This window comes from Bacillus sp. GM2, from assembly GCF_056155945.1.
In genome coordinates this window covers 597,458-613,952 of the sequence record NZ_JBRKSZ010000007.1, presented here as the reverse complement: position 1 = coordinate 613,952, position 16,495 = coordinate 597,458, and the positions used below count along the sequence as shown (strand labels likewise).

Sequence of the window (16,495 nt, the reverse complement as noted above, 5' to 3'; positions counted from 1 at the left end):
GTTAAGGGGTATTTATTTTTTTATCCGTCCATGCTCTTATTTTATACAGCTGAGGGGTGTTTCATTCTTGAAGCCGCGTATCTGATCAAATCGACAACCCTGCACGAATATCCCCATTCATTGTCATACCATGCGAGCACTTTCACCTTTCTGTTTTCAAGCACCATTGTCGAAAGACTGTCGATCACCGCCGAGTATGGATTCGTATTAAAATCGGATGAAACGAGCGGTTCATCGCATACATCGATGATCCCGGACATGGAGCCTGCCGCCGCCATGCGGAACGCCTCATTAATATCCTCCGACGTCACATCGCTTTTCAAATCAGCCACAAGGTCAACGAGCGACACATTTGAGACGGGAACGCGCAGGGCCAGGCCGTGCATTCTACCCTTTAAATGGGGCATGACAAGTGACAGCGCTTTCGCGGCGCCTGTCGTTGTCGGAATGATCGAAGATCCGCAGGCGCGCGCCCTCCTCAAGTCTTTGTGCGGATTATCAATATTTTTTTGATCATTTGTAAAAGCGTGTACGGTTGTCACCAGGCCGTTTTCAATGCCGAATGCATCATCAAGCACTTTTGCGACTGGAGCGAGACAATTCGTCGTACAGGAAGCGTTTGAAATAATCGTATGACGCTCCGCATCAAAATCGCGTTCGTTGACACCCATTACAATTGTGATGTCTTCATTTTTGCCCGGCGCCGTCAAAATAACTTTTTTCGCGCCGGCTTCAATATGTGCTTCCGCTTTTTCCTTTGAGTTGAATTTCCCCGTCGCTTCCACGACGATGTCGATCCCGTATTGTCCCCATGGAAGAAGCTTAGGGTCCCTCTGATTGGTCAGCATGACCTTTTTACCGTTAACGAACAGGCAGTCGTCTCCAGCCTTTACATCAAGTTCATAACGGCCGTGATTTGTGTCATACTTTATTAAATGAGCGAGCGTTTCCGGAGGATAGCTCGCATTGATCACCGCAATGTCAATCTGTTCATCAAGCATCGCTTTTCTAAACACCATTCTGCCGATTCGGCCGAATCCGTTTATCGCAACTTTCACTTTCATCAAATATGCACCCCTTATTTTATGTCATTCCACATCATGATTTATTCAAAATAAGTATAACACATTATTTTTAATTAGCCATACCATTTGTTGCTTTCACAGCAAATTTACGCACTTTTGTGAAATCGTGAACAAAAGACTAAAAAAAATCGGCCCTAAAGCATATATTTCAAATACACCTTTGGTGCTACAATTTGCAACAGCGCTAAATTTTCACCGACAGAAGGCAGTGTCTTCAAGGAAGGACAACCATGAAACTGATCAAAAACGCATCTTTTATCATTTCTTTTTTGGCTGCGGCCGGCATTTATTTTTTATTAGGTACAGTCGCTGCTTCTGCGGCAAACGAAGATTATCCGGAACAGATGATCAGGCTGGAAAGCTCATCAGGCTTAAATATTACGCCCGCCGGGAATCAAGACAACGCACCGCTAACAGCAAAACAGACGAGCGGAGAAAAAGAAGAAAGATGGAGGCTTGATACGTCTGACGGCAAACAATTCAAAATCAGAAATATGGATAGCGGCAAAATTATCATCCCTGCCCATTACGCACTGTCAGACAATAATCCGGCTGTGGTCTACTATGACAATTCACGGAAGGAAGAGTTGTGGAATATCATCGGGGCCGACAAAGACGGAAACGGAGATTTTATCACGTATAAAATCGTCAGTGCACAAAACAGCAGCCTTGCACTGACACTGGACGGCAGCGGAGTGAAGCTTGCCAAATATACGGGCAGCTCCGTCCAAAAGTGGAAGCTTCCAAGCGACGGGCTCGAAGGTTTCGCAGGCTATGCAAGGGAAACGAACGGCAAGCAGAAAACAGGCACAACCGGCGGCCTGCTTGGAAAAGTCGTCTATGTCAATAATCTGGGCGAACTGAAGGCCAATATTGAAGATTCAACGCCGCGCACGATTGTCGTCTCCAGCAATATCGGCGCTTCAGCCAAAACGGTATTAACGGTGGGCGCCAATAAAACAATCATCGGCTCGTATGAAAAACATAAGCTGAATAACATTTACTTTAAAACAAAAGCGGACTCTGGCAACGTTATTTTCAAAAATCTGGTCATTGCACATGATGCATCCATAAATGAAAACAATGACATCCCTGTTTACATTACCGATTCGAGAAACTACTGGATTGACCACGTCACATTCCAAGGCCACAGCTATACGGCAAACGGCCACGATCTCGACAAGCTCTTATACGTCGGCGCTAAAGCCGATTACGTCACACTGTCGCACAGCACATTCACAGACCACAGGTACGGCCTGATTCTCGGCTGGCCTCAAGATGACAAGCAATACCACAGTATATATAATGGCTATCCGCGGATGACAATCAGCCACAGCCGCTTTGAGAATCTCTATGTCAGGGCGCCCGGGTTGATGCGTTACGGCTATTATCACGTGAAAAACAATTATATCAACAATTACCACCTTGGCTTCACGATTACGACATTGGCGAAAATATATTCTGAAGCCAATTACTTCGGCACGGGCAATGAGAAAGGCATACTGGATGATTACGGAGACGGCGCGTTTAAAGATGTCGGGTCATATCCGGCGATAAAGGGGCAGAAATCGCCTGAGACAAGCTGGACACCTTCATCCAACTACAGCTATCGGACGATGAAGGCCGGCAATGCCAAAGCTTTTGCCAAACGGTACGCAGGTGCGCAGCGCACCGCTCTGTACTATGCGAATTACAGCCAGTTTAAAAAAGACTAATCAAAAAAGTGAGCGCGACATTGCGCTCACTTTTCAATATTTGACCATGTATCAAGCAGCTGATGAAGCTGCGCTTCTGTATCTTTCAGACTGCCGCTGTTATCGATCACCGCGTCTGCCCTTTTCTTTTTTTCGTCAAGAGATTGCTGGGCGTGAATTCTGTTCAGCGCCTCGTCTTTATTAAGCCGGTTTCTTTTCATCAGCCGCTCAAGCTGAAGCTCCATCGGAACCCAGACAACGATCACTTTATCTGTCAAATGTTCGAGCCCGCTTTCATATAAAAGCGGAATATCGAGAACAACAAACCGTTCACCGGCCCGGATGGCTTCGTCGCGCTGCTTGATCATCATTTTTCTCACTTCGGGATGGACGATTGCATTTAACTGCAGCCTTTTTTCTTCATTAGCAAAAACAATTTCTCCAAGTTTTCTCCGGTCGATATCGCCTGTTTCAAGCAGCACGCCTTCACCAAATGTCTCAGCGATTTTCTGATAAGCGGGCATCCCCTGTTCAACGGCCTCTTTCGCGATCACGTCCGCATCGACGACCGTGATGCCGCACTGCTGGAACATTTGCGCGACAGTACTTTTGCCGCTGGCAATCCCCCCGGTTAATCCGATGACCAATGTCAAAGGCCTGCACCTCCTTCTTACAGTTTCCAGATGCCGATCATAATCAGCAATATACCGGGAAGAAAGGTCAGTTTATCCATCCAGTTCCATTTCGATAAAAATCGGCCTGCCTGTATTCCGCAAAATACGAACAATGAGCTCATGATGCCTACCGTAATGCTCATCGGTACAGGGGAAAAGCCCAGCGCGGCCGCGCCGATCCCTGCGCCGAACGCGTCAATAGAGAGGGCGAAACCTAGAAGGAAAGCTTCTATACCGGTAATGATTCCTGATTTATCAATGTCGGCGCTTGTCGGTTTTCTTAATATGTGTATCACGATTCCGAGCGATTTCAATTCAAGGTTAATGAGCGTTTTTTCAGAGAAGACGAGATCCTGTTCTTTCTCCGGCCTGAAAAACTGATACAGCACCCATGCGCCGATCCCCATTAAGATGACGGCTCCGAGCCTTTCTGTTACGACAACGGGCAGGAATTTCGCCAAAAGGGTTCCGATCATCATGGCAATATACATCACGGCACCAGAGCAAAAAGCAATAATCAAAATCGCTTTAAATGGGATTTTCAGCTTTCGCAATCCGTAAGTAAATCCGACTGAAAAACTGTCCAAGCTGACGGCAAATGCCAGCAGCAAGAAAGATGCAAACATCATATCAGGCTCTTCCTTTCTGTTGATGCGAGCAGTGTAAGTCATGCAGCCTAAAGGCAGCTTTCTAGGCTTCTTATATATATGAAAGAAGAAAACCATCCGTGTGTTGTTCACCCGAAAAAGAAACATCACACCTTAAAGCTTGCTTTTAACAGCTATATGGAGCGTATGCACCGACAGCTTGAACCATGATACGGCTTGCTTTTGTCCTTCTATGCGATTGTCATTTTTTCTGGCACTTTATGCAAAAATGCGTGCCCCTTCCGCCAACGACTGTTTTTTCAATTGGAGATCCGCATTTTTTACAAGGTTCGTCTTTCCTGCCGTAAACGAAAAGTTTGAGCTGGAACATGCCGATCTCACCTTGTGAATTGATGTAAGATCTGACTGTGCTTCCCCCTGCTTCAACAGCTTCCTTTAACGTTTGAATGATCTCTTTATGGAGAAGAACCGTCTGTTTTTTTGTGAGCTTGTTCGCTGTTGCCTCGGGATGGATACCGGCTCTGAACAAAGCCTCGTCGACATAAATATTGCCCAGTCCGACGACTGTCCGCTGATCGAGCAGCGCGGTTTTCACCGAGCGGTTTGTTTTCTTCAGGCGCTCTCTTAAGTAATCGGCTGTAAATTCGCTGCTGAAGGGCTCGGGGCCGAGCTGCCTGAGAGGCAGCTCTGTCAGTTCCTCTCCCTGCTTAAACAAATGCATGGTGCCGAACTTTCTGACATCCCGGTAGCGCAGCTCGCTTCCGTCCGTGAACCTGAAAATGACGTGCACATGTTTATCAAGGGGTTCATCGTTTTGATGAAGCCCGTACTTTCCTTCCATTCTCAAATGGGAAACCATGACACAGTCATCAAGATGAAACAACAGGAATTTTCCCCTTCTTCCGATCGACTGAATCGTCTGGCCGGCCAGGAGCCTTGCGAATTCCTCAGGCTCCTCCGGACGTTTTATGATTTTTGTCCATCTGACATCAACCGCATCGATCGTTTTCCCTCTTACAAGCCCGGCAAGAGTGTGCCGGACTGTTTCGACTTCTGGTAATTCCGGCACATCATCACTTCCTTTTCTCTATTTTGCATCGTACCATGAAGGCCCTGAAGCGCAGTCCACTTTCAGTGGAACATCGAGCTCCAATGCATGTTCCATGACTTCCGGAACCAGTTTTTCAAGCACTTTGATTTCATCTTCAGGCGCTTCAAAAATCAATTCGTCATGAACCTGCAGCAGCAGTTTGGCCTGGAGATTTTTTTCTTTCAGCTTGTCCGCCATGTCGATCATCGCTTTTTTAATAATATCTGCGGCGCTTCCCTGGATCGGTGTGTTCATCGCCGTCCGTTCGGCAAAGCTGCGCAGATTGAAATTCCGGCTCGTCAATTCCGGTATATACCGCCTCCGGCTTAAAAGAGTCGTTACATAGCCTCGCTGCTTCGCTTCCTGAACGGTCTCTTCCATGTATTCTTTGACTCCCTGGAAGCTGTGGAAATAGCGTTCAATAAACGCTGCCGCTTCCTTTCTTGTAATTCCCAGGTTTTGCGACAAGCCGTAGTCGCTGATTCCGTAGACGATTCCGAAATTGACTGCTTTCGCCTGCCTTCTCATCGCAGGGGTGACTTCTTCTTCTGATACATGAAAAACGTCCATCGCCGTTTTTGTGTGAACGTCCATATCGTTCGTGAACGCTTCAATCAAATTTTTATCCTTTGAAATGTGGGCGAGAACCCTCAGCTCGATCTGTGAGTAATCCGCCGCAAATATGAGCCAGCCTTTTTGCGAAGGGACAAACGCCTGCCGGATTTTGCGGCCCTCCTCAAGGCGGATCGGTATATTTTGCAGATTCGGATCGGTTGAGCTGAGCCTTCCCGTCTGTGTTAAAGCTTGATTAAAGCGGGTATGCACTTTATGGCTGTCTTTTTTGATCACTTTCAAAAGCCCTTCTACGTATGTGGACTGGAGCTTGCCAATCTGCCTGTAGTGCAGGATATCTTCGATAATGACATGTTTATCGCGCAGCTTTTCAAGCACATCGGCTGAAGTTGAATAGCCCGTTTTTGTTTTTTTGACGACAGGCAGCCCGAGTTTTTCAAACAAAATCACACCGAGCTGCTTTGGTGAATTAATGTTGAAGGTTTCACCTGCTGACTCGTGGATTTTTTTCTCGTATTCCGCTAATTTAGCGGACAGTTCTTCACCCATTTTTTTCAGTCTGTCGACATCGACTTGGACACCGATCGATTCCATCTCACCGAGAATGTGGGCGAGGGGCATTTCGAGCGCTTCAAACAGTTCGAGCTGCTCGTTTTCTTCCAGTTCATCAAGGAGCTTTTCGCGCAGCAGCGATATCGCCTTCGCCTTTCTGGCTAAATGGTCGGCAAGCTCCTTCTCATCCGGAACCGCCTGTTTCGCTCCTTTTCCGTAGACCGCTTCATCTGCTGAAACGATGTGTAATTGATGTTCTTTCGCAACGCTTGCCACATCATCGTAGGAGTGCCCCGGGTTGATGATATAGGCCGCAAGAAGAACGTCAAACTCAGCGCCTTTCAGTTCAATGCCCCGCCAGCGCAAAGCGACCGCCGCACGTTTTGCATCAAACACCCATTTCTTTTTCGACTCATCTTCGGCCCATTCTTTAAAACAGTCCGACTGAACGGCCGTCTCTTCCGGAATGAAGAAAGCGCCGTGTTCGTTGACGATCGAAAAACCGAGGATCGGCGCCTCGTGATAATTGTCGCCGAGCTGTTCGACTACGAGTGAAGCCGGTGACGCAAACAAGTCATCCGTGATGTCTGTTTTGATCATGACATCGATCTCTTCCAACTGTTCTTCTTCTTTCTCTCCCGCCTCTTCGCCAATCCTTTCGAGCAAAGAATGAAAGCCGAGATCTTTAAAAATCTTGACGACCGCTTCCCTGTCAAAACCTTCATATCCGAGGGAATCGAGGCTGACTTCAAGCGGCGCTTCTGTCGTAATCGTCGCAAGCTCTTTGCTCATCAAAGCCTGTTCTTTAAATTCTTCAAGCTTTTCTTTCAGTTTTTTTCCGCTGACTTCGTCTATTGACGACAGCAGCTCCTCTACTGTATGGAACTGTTTCAAAAGCTTGATCGCCGTCTTTTCGCCGACTCCCGGCACGCCTGGAATATTGTCTGACGAGTCTCCCATCAGCCCTTTCATATCAATGATCTGTTCAGGGGTAAGTCCGTACTTTTCCCGGACATGTTCAGGCGTATAGTATTCGACATCTGTAATGCCCTTTTTTGTGATGGCGACCGTCGTTCCTTCTGTAGCCAGCTGTGTCAGGTCCTTGTCGCCGGAAAAAATCTTCACTTCAAATCCGTCTTTTTCCGCTGATTTGGCAAGGGTGCCGATAATATCATCGGCCTCGTAGTTTTCAAGCTCATACCTTGAGATTCTATATGCGTCGAGCAGCTCGCGGATAAACGGCAATTGCTCTGACAGCTCCGGCGGCGTTTTTTGTCTGCCGCCTTTATATTCTTTAAACGTTTTATGTCTGAATGTCGTTTTCCCCGCATCAAAAGCGACGAGCATGTGGGTCGGTTTTTCCTCTTCAAGCATCTTCATTAAGATCGTGGTAAAACCGTACACCGCGTTTGTATGTATCCCTTTTTCATTGCTGAGAAGAGGCAGGGCGAAAAACGCACGGTAAGCCAGGCTGTTTCCGTCAACCAATACTAATTTTTTTCTTTCAGTCATCTTTATCCTCCTAAGGAGCCGATTCGTCAGCTTCCATTCAACTTCGTGATCATATTTGCTTATTTTATTTTAGCAAAGTTCATTTTGAAAGGAAAATGAGAGTGATTTCGCAGAAAAATAAAAAAAGGGACGCGCTGTTGATCGCGTCCGTCCATATGGCTCCTTGGATGAAGGGGTTCACTAATGATCCTATCAGCCAAGTTTTAACCATATATATAAAAGTTGTTAAGCCTTTGTAAAGTTTGCTAAATGAAGCTACTCGGATGCGAGTTTTAAGCGGACCGTGAATTCGGTGCCTTTTCCCCGCTCGCTTTCGACGTCGATTTCGCCTTGGTGGGCTTCGACTAAATGCTTGACGATCGCAAGACCGAGACCGGTTCCTCCTGAATTTCTGCTCCTGTCTTTATCGATCCTGTAGAACCGTTCAAATATCCTCGGGATTTCGGACTGCTTGATCCCGATGCCCGTATCCCTCACTTTGACTTGCACTGCATCTTCCAGAACATCAGCCGAAATCGTCACGCTTCCATCTTCAGGCGTATATGTGAGCGCATTGTTTACCAAATTCAAAAAGATCTGCTTTAGTCTGTGCGGGTCTCCGGAAGCAACGGCCGGCTTATCCGGCTTTTCCAGTGTCAAGGTGATTCCTTTTTCCTCCGCTTTATTCTTCAAAAGCATCTCAATTTCGGCGAGGATTTCACCGATATTGCAATTTTGAATATTCAGGGTGAAGTTTTGCTGTTCGATTTTCGACAGATCCAACAGGTCCTGGATCAAGGTTTGCAGACGGCTGCTCTCTTTTAAGATGATCGATAGAAACTGCAACATCGTCTCCCGTTCGTTCATCGCTCCGTCCAGAAGCGTTTCGGTGAACCCTTTGATTGATGTAATCGGCGTTTTCAGCTCATGGGAGACATTGGCGACAAAGTCCTTCCTCATTTCTTCAAGCTGCTTTCTTTCCGTCATGTCATGGAAAACGAGAACGATGCCTTTCCACTCATCATTGATGCCGATAATCGGAACCCCGTCGACTTCAAAATACCTTCTTTCAATTTTGATCGGCAGTTTAAACATTTTGCGGACCTTTGTTTCCGTCATAAAAATTTCTTCAATGAGATTAATGATCTCTTCGTGTTCGAGCACTTCGTGATAGAAATGGTAAAGAAGCTGATCGGCTTCTACGTGAAATTGCTTTTGATAAGCGCGGTTCACAAGGTGAATATAACCCTTTCCGTCGATTAAGATCAGACCGGAATCGATATTTTCGATGACGGTTTGCAGACGGTCGCGCTGCATTTCCTGGGCTCTTGTCATGTCCTGCAGGTTCTGCGCCAGCATATTGATGGACTGGCTCAGCATCGTTTCATCTTCGTTGAATGTTCTTGCTTTATAGTTTCCTTTGGCAAGCTCAATCGCCACTTGTGTCGCAGACTCAATCGGATTCGTATATTGAGAGGTTATTCTCGCCCCAAGCCCGGCGATGATTAAAAAGGCCGTTCCAAGGCTCACGCCGAGGAGAATCCAGATCTTTTGATTGATGTCTTGCAATGAATCGACAGGAGTGCTGATCAGAATATATCCATTCACATTCCCGTCATCTTTGAGCGGCTGCACGTAACGGTAAACGGACTCGTCATCAGGGTTGATCCTGAAGCCTCCTCCTTCACCGTTTAAATCCGACTCAAGCGCTTCCTTGATAACGGATTGCTCTTCGGCGCGGCCCCCAAAATGAAAAAGAACCTGACCTTTTGTATCAATAAGCGATACACGACTGTCCAGTTCACGGCTTGCCTTCTCTAAAATAGCTCCTTGCTCCGAAGACTTCATGTTTTCACCATTTGCCAATGAAGCGACCAAAGCGGCCTCTTTTTCAATATGGCTGCTCAGTTTGGCATCGTAAGAGGAGTGAAACAAGTGAACGAGCAGAAAACCGAGTGAAGCAAATACGAGAATCAAAAGCGTCAGCAGGGCAGCTAAAAGCCGGGTCCGGAATTTAATCATTCAGTTTCGGCTCCTCCATTTTGTAGCCAAGACCTCTGATTGTTTTAATGTATTCCGGTTTTTTTGTATTTTTTTCGATCTTATCGCGAAGGTGGCTGATGTGGACATCGACGATGCGCGTATCGCCCGCGAAGTCGTAGTTCCAGACAGCGTTGAGGAGAAGGTCTCTCGTCAGCACCCTCCCTTTATGCCTTCCCAAATATAAGAGAAGTTCGAATTCCTTCGGCGTCAGCTCGAGGCGTTCGTTTTGAAAATAAACCTCATAATGTTCAGGCAGTATTTTCAGTTCGCCTATGATCAGCTCGCCTGCATCCGGTTCTTCCGTCTCCTCCGGCTGAACGGACAGCGTCTGTGTTCTTCTTAAAATCGCTTTGACCCTTGCCGTCACCTCTCTCGGGCTGAACGGCTTTGTCATATAGTCATCGGCACCCAGCTCGAGACCGAGCACTTTATCAAATTCATCATCCTTTGCGGTCAGCATCAAAATCGGATACATCAGCTTCTTCTGTCTGAGTTCCTTGCATACTTCAATGCCGTCCATTTTAGGAAGCATCAGATCGAGCACGATCAGATCCGGCTTCTCTTCAATCGCCTTTAATAAGCCGGCCTCTCCGTCCATGGCGGTCACCACATGATAGCCCGACCGTTCAAGGTTATATTTTAGAAGGGTAACAATCGATTCCTCATCATCTACAACTAATATCTTTTTGCTCATGACATGCCTCCAGGCTTCAGATTTCCCCGACATCTCTTTCTCTATCTTTTGTTAAATAAACGTTTTCACTCCTATTTTAACGAAAGCCTATCCGTTCGACAATTTGATTTTTCAGTGTTTTGCTTAAAATCTCTCTTTTTCGGCCATAAGCCGCTATTTTAAGTGATGGAATCCCCATGCAGCCAGCGGCCTCCATCAAAAAGAATGAAAATGTCCGGGCAGATGATTATGATTAGGTATATGCTGACAGCCCGTGTTTATGTCTTGATTTTCATACCGTCTTATGTAAAAGGTTCGCATTCAAAAACAGGAAGGCTTGTATAAAGCCTTCCTGCCGTGTTTATTATGATAATACTTTCATGACGTTTTTGACTGATTCAACGGATTTATCGAGCTGACTTTTTTCGGTTTCAGTCAGTTCAAGTTCAATGATCTGTTCAAGACCGTTTCCGCCGATAATCGTCGGAACGCCGAGATAAATGCCTTCATAGCCGTATTCGCCTTCAAGGTAGGCAATGGTCGGCAGCACGCGGCGCTGGTCTTTTAAGATTGCTTCAACCATTTCTGTCAGGGAAGCGGCCGGCGCATAGTACGCGCTTCCGTTTCCTAACAGGTTGACAATTTCTCCCCCGCCTTTTCTCGTTCTTTCAACAATCGCATCGATCCGGTCTTTCGGAAGAAGCGTTTCAAGCGGAATGCCGCCTGCATAAGAGTAGCGAACGAGCGGAACCATATCGTCCCCGTGTCCGCCCAGTACAAAACCTGTAATGTCTTTGACGGAAAGGTTGAGCTCCTGAGCGACAAACGTTCTGAATCTTGCCGTATCCAAAATTCCCGACTGGCCGATGACCCGCTCTTTCGGGAAGCCCGATTCTTTATAGACGGCGTATGTCATCGCATCTACAGGGTTTGTCAGAACGATGATGATACAATCAGGTGAGTATTTAACAACTTCCTTCGTTACGCTCCTCATGATCTTTTCATTTGTAGCCACGAGGTCGTCCCGGCTCATTCCCGGCTTTCTTGCGATCCCCGCCGTGATGACGACGATATCTGAACCAGCCGTATCTTCATAGTTTGCCGTTCCTGTAATATTCGCGTCAAATCCTTGGACAGGGCTCGCTTCCAGCATATCGAGCGCTTTCCCTTTTGTAGGGTTTTCAAGCTGCGGAATGTCGACTAGCACGACATCAGCCAATTCTTTTTGAGCCGTTAAAAACGCAGTTGTTGCACCTGTAAAACCCGCTCCGATGACAGATACTTTATTTCGCTTCTTTCCCATTTTTTCTACCCCTTTTAATTGTTGTTTGTTTTACCCCAAAACAGCCGTTTAAGACATGTTTTTGATAAGCTCATCACCGAATTCAGAGCATTTGACTTCAGTCGCGCCGTCCATCAAACGAGCGAAATCGTATGTGACGACTTTGGATGCGATTGTTTTCTCCATTGATTTAATGACAAGGTCGGCCGCCTCATTCCAGCCCAAATGCTCAAGAAGCAGCACGCCGGATAGGATGACTGAAGACGGGTTTACTTTGTCGAGGCCGGCGTATTTAGGCGCTGTACCATGTGTCGCCTCAAAGATGGCATGTCCTGTCTCATAGTTGATGTTTGCTCCAGGTGCGATGCCGATTCCGCCGACTTGGGCAGCCAGCGCATCTGAAATGTAGTCCCCGTTCAGGTTCATTGTCGCCACAACGTCAAACTCGGCAGGACGTGTCAGAATCTGCTGCAGGAAGATGTCGGCGATGCTGTCTTTGATGATGATTTTGCCGGCAGCTTCAGCTTCGCTTTGCGCTTTGTTTGCAGCGTCTTTGCCGTCTTTTTCAGCGATGCGGTCGTATTCGGCCCAAGTGAATACTTTATCGCCGAATTCTTTTTCAGCCACTTCATAGCCCCAGTTTTTAAAGGCGCCTTCCGTGAATTTCATGATGTTTCCTTTATGGACGAGCGTCACAGATTTGCGGCCGTGCTCGATCGCATACTCGATCGCAGCTCTGACAAGCCTTGATGTTCCTTCTTCAGAAACCGGCTTGATGCCGATGCCTGATGTTTCAGGGAAGCGGATTTTGTTAACGCCAAGCTCGTTTTTCAGGAATGAAATCAGCTTTTGCACTTCTTCAGAGCCTTTCGCGTACTCGATGCCGGCGTAGATATCTTCAGTATTCTCACGGAAGATGACCATGTCCGTATCTTCAGGGCGCTTAACCGGTGAAGGAACGCCTGTGAAATAGCGGACAGGACGCAGGCATGTAAACAAGTCAAGCTCTTGTCTGAGCGCTACGTTTAATGAGCGGATTCCCCCGCCTACAGGAGTTGTTAAAGGACCTTTAATCGCGATCAGGTATTCGCGGATCGTATCAAGCGTTTCTTCCGGAAGCCATTCGCCGGTTTTGTTGTACGCTTTTTCCCCGGCGTAGACTTCTTTCCAAGTGATTTTCTTTTCGCCGTTATACGCTTTCTCCACAGCCGCTTCAAGAACCCTGGAAGCCGCTCTCCAAATATCAGGACCTGTTCCGTCCCCTTCAATAAACGGGATGACCGGGTTGTTTGGAACGTTTAATACTCCGCCGGAGACTGTAATTTTTTCGCCTTGTGCCACAATAAAACCTCCCATAATATGTAATTCTTCAATATAGAAAAACATTTGTTTCCCCCGTTTGGCGGGGGACAAACATGTTTTTTCATAGATTCATTAATTCATTGCTTCCATAGAAAAGCCGTTGAGAGGCCGGCCGAACGAAGCTCGAGCAGCCTCTTTTCAAACGGTCAGCTTCTTTCTTCAATCGGAATGAACGTCTGCATGTCAGGGCCGGTGTAGTCAGCCCGCGGACGAATCAGGCGGTTATTTTCATACTGTTCAAGAATGTGAGCGAGCCAGCCTGATACCCTGCTGATCGCAAAAATCGGCGTAAACAGATCATGGTCGATTCCTAAGCTATGATAAACCGACGCAGAATAAAAGTCTACGTTTGGCGGCAGCTTTTTCTGAGACGTGACGATTTCCTCAGTCCGCTCTGAAATCTCATACCATTTGCTTTCACCCGTTAAATTCGTCAAACGCCTGCTCATTTCCTTCAAATGTTTTGCGCGGGGATCGCCCTGGCGGTATACGCGGTGGCCGAACCCCATGATCTTTTCTTTCTTTTCAAGCTTGGCGTGAATATATGAATCTACGTTTTCAACCTCGCCAATCTCTGAAAGCATTTTCATAACTGCTTCGTTTGCTCCGCCGTGAAGCGGACCTTTCAAGGCTCCGATTGCGGCCGTTATCCCTGAGTAAACGTCTGAAAGCGTCGCGACGCATACTCTGGCTGTGAACGTAGATGCGTTCAGCTCATGATCCGCATGAAGGATCAAAGCTTTGTCAAACGCTTCCACTTCGACAGGTGAAGGTTCTTTTCCATTCAGCATGTAGAGAAAGTTGGCTGCAAAGCCGAGTTCCGGATTCGGCTCAATCGGCTCAAGCCCTTTGCGGATTCTTGAAAAAGCAGCGACAAGCGCAGGCATCTTCGCTTGGAGACGCACCGCTTTTCTGTAGTTTGCTTCCGCATCCATTTGATCTGCTTCTTCGTCAAACAGCCCGAGTAAAGAAACGGCTGTCCGAAGAGCTGCCATCGGGTGGACTTTTCCATTCGGGTAGGATTTGAAATGGTCAATGACTTCTTTGGGGATACCGGCATTTTCAGAAAGCTGTTTTTTAAGCTCGGCAAGCTCCTCTTTGTTCGGCAGCTTTAAATGCCAAAGCAGATAAACAACTTCTTCAAAGCTAGCTTTTTCTGTCAAATCATCGATGTTATACCCTACATATGTAAGAGTATCATCAATAATTGAACTTACTGATGATGTAGTGGCGACTACCCCTTCAAGGCCGCGTGTTGCTGTCATACTCATCTCTCCCTTTTTTTAAAAATTTCCCCTTTTAAAATTAAACCAAAACCCAGGAGCAAAAACAACGCATGATGTATACATCTTCTTTAATCCAAAAAGAAAATGCTTACATTAAATCGTTTTTCAAATAAAACAATCGTGCGTTTCTATATACCGTTCGATACTCCGATATGCTTAATAAAGATTAAGCATATTTATATTATAAACAATTATCAGACATTTGTTAAATGTTTAACTATAGTTTTTTTTCTTATTTTTTGGCCCAGCTTACTTCTATTTACAGATTCTTAGTAGTTTTAACTGTATTATTTATATTCAATTATGTTTTTTTAAAAAAATACGGGGCCGAAATTTTTTTAGTAGCGAAAGTTTTTTTCAAACTAAAAAACCCCCTGAAACAGGGGGACCGCGCACATTTCTAAGATGTGAAATGCTGGACGGCCTGCATGACAAGATAGGCAATCCCGGCACCGATCAGCGGGCCGACGGCAACGCCTTTGAATAAAGCGACCGCTAAAATCGTTCCAAATACAAGAGCGGTCGTGATATGCGGGTCTTCTGCAAGCAATGTGATCCCGTTTTTGGCGATCAATGCTACGAGAATGCCCGCTCCGAGTGCAATCCATGCGTAATATGACTTCATCGCTTCGCCAAGCTGTTTAAAGCCGATCTCTCCTGTTGCGATCGGCACAAGAACCGCAATTGTAATAACGGTAACGCCCCAGTTGATCCCTTTGGATTGGATGGCTGGAAACAGCTTTTGATCGAGGCCGATCAGCTTGATCAAAAGCAGGACGGATACAGCGATGATCAACGACTGATTTTTCGCGATTAAAGCGATGGCCAAAAGCAGGATCAAAAATAAATTAGCTTGAGTAAACATGCTGTATTCAACTCCATTTTTTTATGACCTTTCTCATAATAACAGGACTCAAGAATAAAATGAAATAAGGACATGCTTTCTAATATCAGGAGGATGCAGAATTGAACCAATCCTATCTCACAGCTGCGCTTCGGGCAGTGTATGTGCTGTTTTTGACCGCTGTTTGCGGAGCGGTCGGCTACTACTCTTTTCCGTTAACCTATCCTTTTGTGATTGCGCTTATTCTCGCCATCATGATCAATCCTTTTGTGGAATGGCTCGATAAGCTGACCGGGTTCCCGAGAGGCGTCAATGTCGGAATCGTTCTGTTCGGCTTTTTGACCGCCGGAGCCGGCTTTTTGACACTGGTCGTTGCCGAGATCGTCTCTGGAACGGCCTATTTGGCTAAAATACTTCCCCTCCAGTTTAATAAAGCCGCTCTTTATATCGAATCGTTTTTTACGAATCAAATCATGCCGCTGTATAATGAGCTGGCCGCTTTTTTTGACGGCCTTGAAGCCGCCCAGCAGGAATCGATCATTACACAGGTCCAAAATTTGGGCAGTGAACTTGCTTCAGGCACGGCTTTATTGCTTTCAAAAATTCTTGAGACGGTGCCCCTTTTTTTCGCCTTTCTGCCGAATATGGCGGCCGTGCTGATCTTTTCGCTCCTGGCCACTTTTTTTATCAGCAAAGATCTGCATAAAATACAAAACAAGGCACGGTCTGTTCTTCCTGATCGTCTGATCTCGGGTGCAGCGGCTGTCTATGCAGAATTGAAAAGAGCACTGGCAGGCTTTGTGAAGGCCCAGCTTACCCTTGTGGCGATGACGATGGTGCTCGTGTTGATCGGGCTTTCCGTGTTGAAGGTCAATCATGCTGTGGCGATCGCTTTTCTGATCGGGCTGGTCGACCTGCTGCCGTATTTGGGAACAGGGTCTGTATTTGTGCCGTGGATTGTCTATTTAGCAGCGGCCAAACAGCTGCCGCTGGCGATCGGCCTTGGAATTCTGTACATCGTCGTACTTGTCTTCAGGCAGCTTGCCGAACCGAAGATTTTAAGCCGGTCAATCGGACTTCACCCTTTGGGAACATTAATCGCGCTGTTTGCCGGTTTCAAATTGTTTGGCTTTCTCGGATTGATCATGGGCCCCGCCCTTCTCGTTCTTATTCAGGCTCTCTTTACAACAGGTATTTTTAGAGACATATGGCTGTTTATTAAAGGAAATGAAAAATAA

At 46.5% G+C, this 16,495-nt stretch carries 13 protein-coding genes; 2 read left to right on the top strand and 11 right to left on the bottom strand.

Annotation, left to right across the window (positions count from 1 at the left end; translation table 11 throughout):
• Positions 1-41: 41 nt before the first annotated feature.
• On the bottom strand, positions 42-1,064 hold the full coding sequence (locus ACVC9U_RS04090) for a glyceraldehyde-3-phosphate dehydrogenase (RefSeq protein ID WP_003184298.1): 1,023 nt from the start codon (positions 1,062-1,064) through the stop codon (positions 42-44).
• 251 nt (positions 1,065-1,315) lie between these two features.
• Between ACVC9U_RS04090 and ACVC9U_RS04085 the strand changes: the two genes are divergently transcribed.
• On the top strand, positions 1,316-2,800 hold the full coding sequence (locus ACVC9U_RS04085; RefSeq protein WP_073410699.1) for a pectate lyase family protein: 1,485 nt from the start codon (positions 1,316-1,318) through the stop codon (positions 2,798-2,800).
• Between the two features lie 26 nt (positions 2,801-2,826).
• Here ACVC9U_RS04085 and coaE read toward each other — a convergent pair whose 3' ends face one another.
• The 10 genes from coaE to ACVC9U_RS04035 form a co-directional block, all read right to left on the bottom strand.
• Positions 2,827-3,432, bottom strand: a complete 606-nt coding sequence (gene coaE, locus ACVC9U_RS04080; protein ID WP_003184302.1) for a dephospho-CoA kinase — start codon at positions 3,430-3,432, stop codon at positions 2,827-2,829.
• A gap of 17 nt (positions 3,433-3,449) precedes the next feature.
• Entirely contained in the window at positions 3,450-4,124 is a 675-nt protein-coding gene (gene ytaF, locus ACVC9U_RS04075; RefSeq protein ID WP_254926394.1) for a sporulation membrane protein YtaF, read from the bottom strand.
• A gap of 178 nt (positions 4,125-4,302) precedes the next feature.
• Entirely contained in the window at positions 4,303-5,130 is an 828-nt protein-coding gene (gene mutM / locus ACVC9U_RS04070) for a DNA-formamidopyrimidine glycosylase (protein WP_441390140.1), read from the bottom strand.
• A gap of 18 nt (positions 5,131-5,148) precedes the next feature.
• Positions 5,149-7,788 carry a DNA polymerase I gene (gene polA, locus ACVC9U_RS04065; RefSeq protein ID WP_009329361.1) on the bottom strand — a complete coding sequence of 880 codons (2,640 nt, stop codon included), beginning with the start codon at positions 7,786-7,788 and terminating at the stop codon, positions 5,149-5,151.
• Between the two features lie 255 nt (positions 7,789-8,043).
• Positions 8,044-9,789, bottom strand: coding sequence for a two-component system histidine kinase PnpS (gene pnpS / locus ACVC9U_RS04060; protein WP_441390139.1), 1,746 nt, complete (start codon positions 9,787-9,789; stop codon positions 8,044-8,046).
• Entirely contained in the window at positions 9,782-10,504 is a 723-nt protein-coding gene (locus tag ACVC9U_RS04055; RefSeq protein WP_009329363.1) for a response regulator transcription factor, read from the bottom strand. The genes pnpS and ACVC9U_RS04055 overlap by 8 nt, the downstream gene beginning before the upstream one ends.
• Before the next feature lie 343 nt (positions 10,505-10,847).
• A complete protein-coding gene (mdh, locus tag ACVC9U_RS04050; RefSeq protein WP_003184317.1) occupies positions 10,848-11,786 on the bottom strand; it encodes a malate dehydrogenase in 939 nt (312 codons plus the stop codon).
• Positions 11,787-11,834: 48 nt separating this feature from the next.
• A complete protein-coding gene (gene icd / locus ACVC9U_RS04045; protein WP_011198189.1) occupies positions 11,835-13,106 on the bottom strand; it encodes an NADP-dependent isocitrate dehydrogenase in 1,272 nt (423 codons plus the stop codon).
• 167 nt (positions 13,107-13,273) lie between these two features.
• Positions 13,274-14,392 (bottom strand): citrate synthase, encoded by a 1,119-nt coding sequence (gene citZ / locus ACVC9U_RS04040; protein WP_003184320.1) that lies wholly within the window; start codon positions 14,390-14,392, stop codon positions 13,274-13,276.
• Positions 14,393-14,813: 421 nt separating this feature from the next.
• The gene (locus tag ACVC9U_RS04035; RefSeq protein ID WP_003184322.1) at positions 14,814-15,278 is read right to left on the bottom strand and encodes a DUF441 domain-containing protein; all 465 of its coding nucleotides are present in this window, start codon (positions 15,276-15,278) and stop codon (positions 14,814-14,816) included.
• Between the two features lie 101 nt (positions 15,279-15,379).
• Between ACVC9U_RS04035 and ytvI the strand changes: the two genes are divergently transcribed.
• On the top strand, positions 15,380-16,495 hold the full coding sequence (gene ytvI, locus ACVC9U_RS04030; protein ID WP_003184324.1) for a sporulation integral membrane protein YtvI: 1,116 nt from the start codon (positions 15,380-15,382) through the stop codon (positions 16,493-16,495).

Coding starts and splice junctions, on each gene's coding strand:
- ACVC9U_RS04035 (WP_003184322.1), bottom strand. CDS start 15,278: ATGTTTACTCAAGCTAATTTATTTTTGATCCTGCTTTTGGCCATCGCT.
- polA (WP_009329361.1), bottom strand. CDS start 7,788: ATGACTGAAAGAAAAAAATTAGTATTGGTTGACGGAAACAGCCTGGCT.
- mdh (WP_003184317.1), bottom strand. CDS start 11,786: ATGGGAAAGAAGCGAAATAAAGTATCTGTCATCGGAGCGGGTTTTACA.
- citZ (WP_003184320.1), bottom strand. CDS start 14,392: ATGACAGCAACACGCGGCCTTGAAGGGGTAGTCGCCACTACATCATCA.
- pnpS (WP_441390139.1), bottom strand. CDS start 9,789: ATGATTAAATTCCGGACCCGGCTTTTAGCTGCCCTGCTGACGCTTTTG.
- ACVC9U_RS04055 (WP_009329363.1), bottom strand. CDS start 10,504: ATGAGCAAAAAGATATTAGTTGTAGATGATGAGGAATCGATTGTTACC.
- ytaF (WP_254926394.1), bottom strand. CDS start 4,124: ATGACTTACACTGCTCGCATCAACAGAAAGGAAGAGCCTGATATGATG.
- ACVC9U_RS04085 (WP_073410699.1), top strand. CDS start 1,316: ATGAAACTGATCAAAAACGCATCTTTTATCATTTCTTTTTTGGCTGCG.
- ACVC9U_RS04090 (WP_003184298.1), bottom strand. CDS start 1,064: ATGAAAGTGAAAGTTGCGATAAACGGATTCGGCCGAATCGGCAGAATG.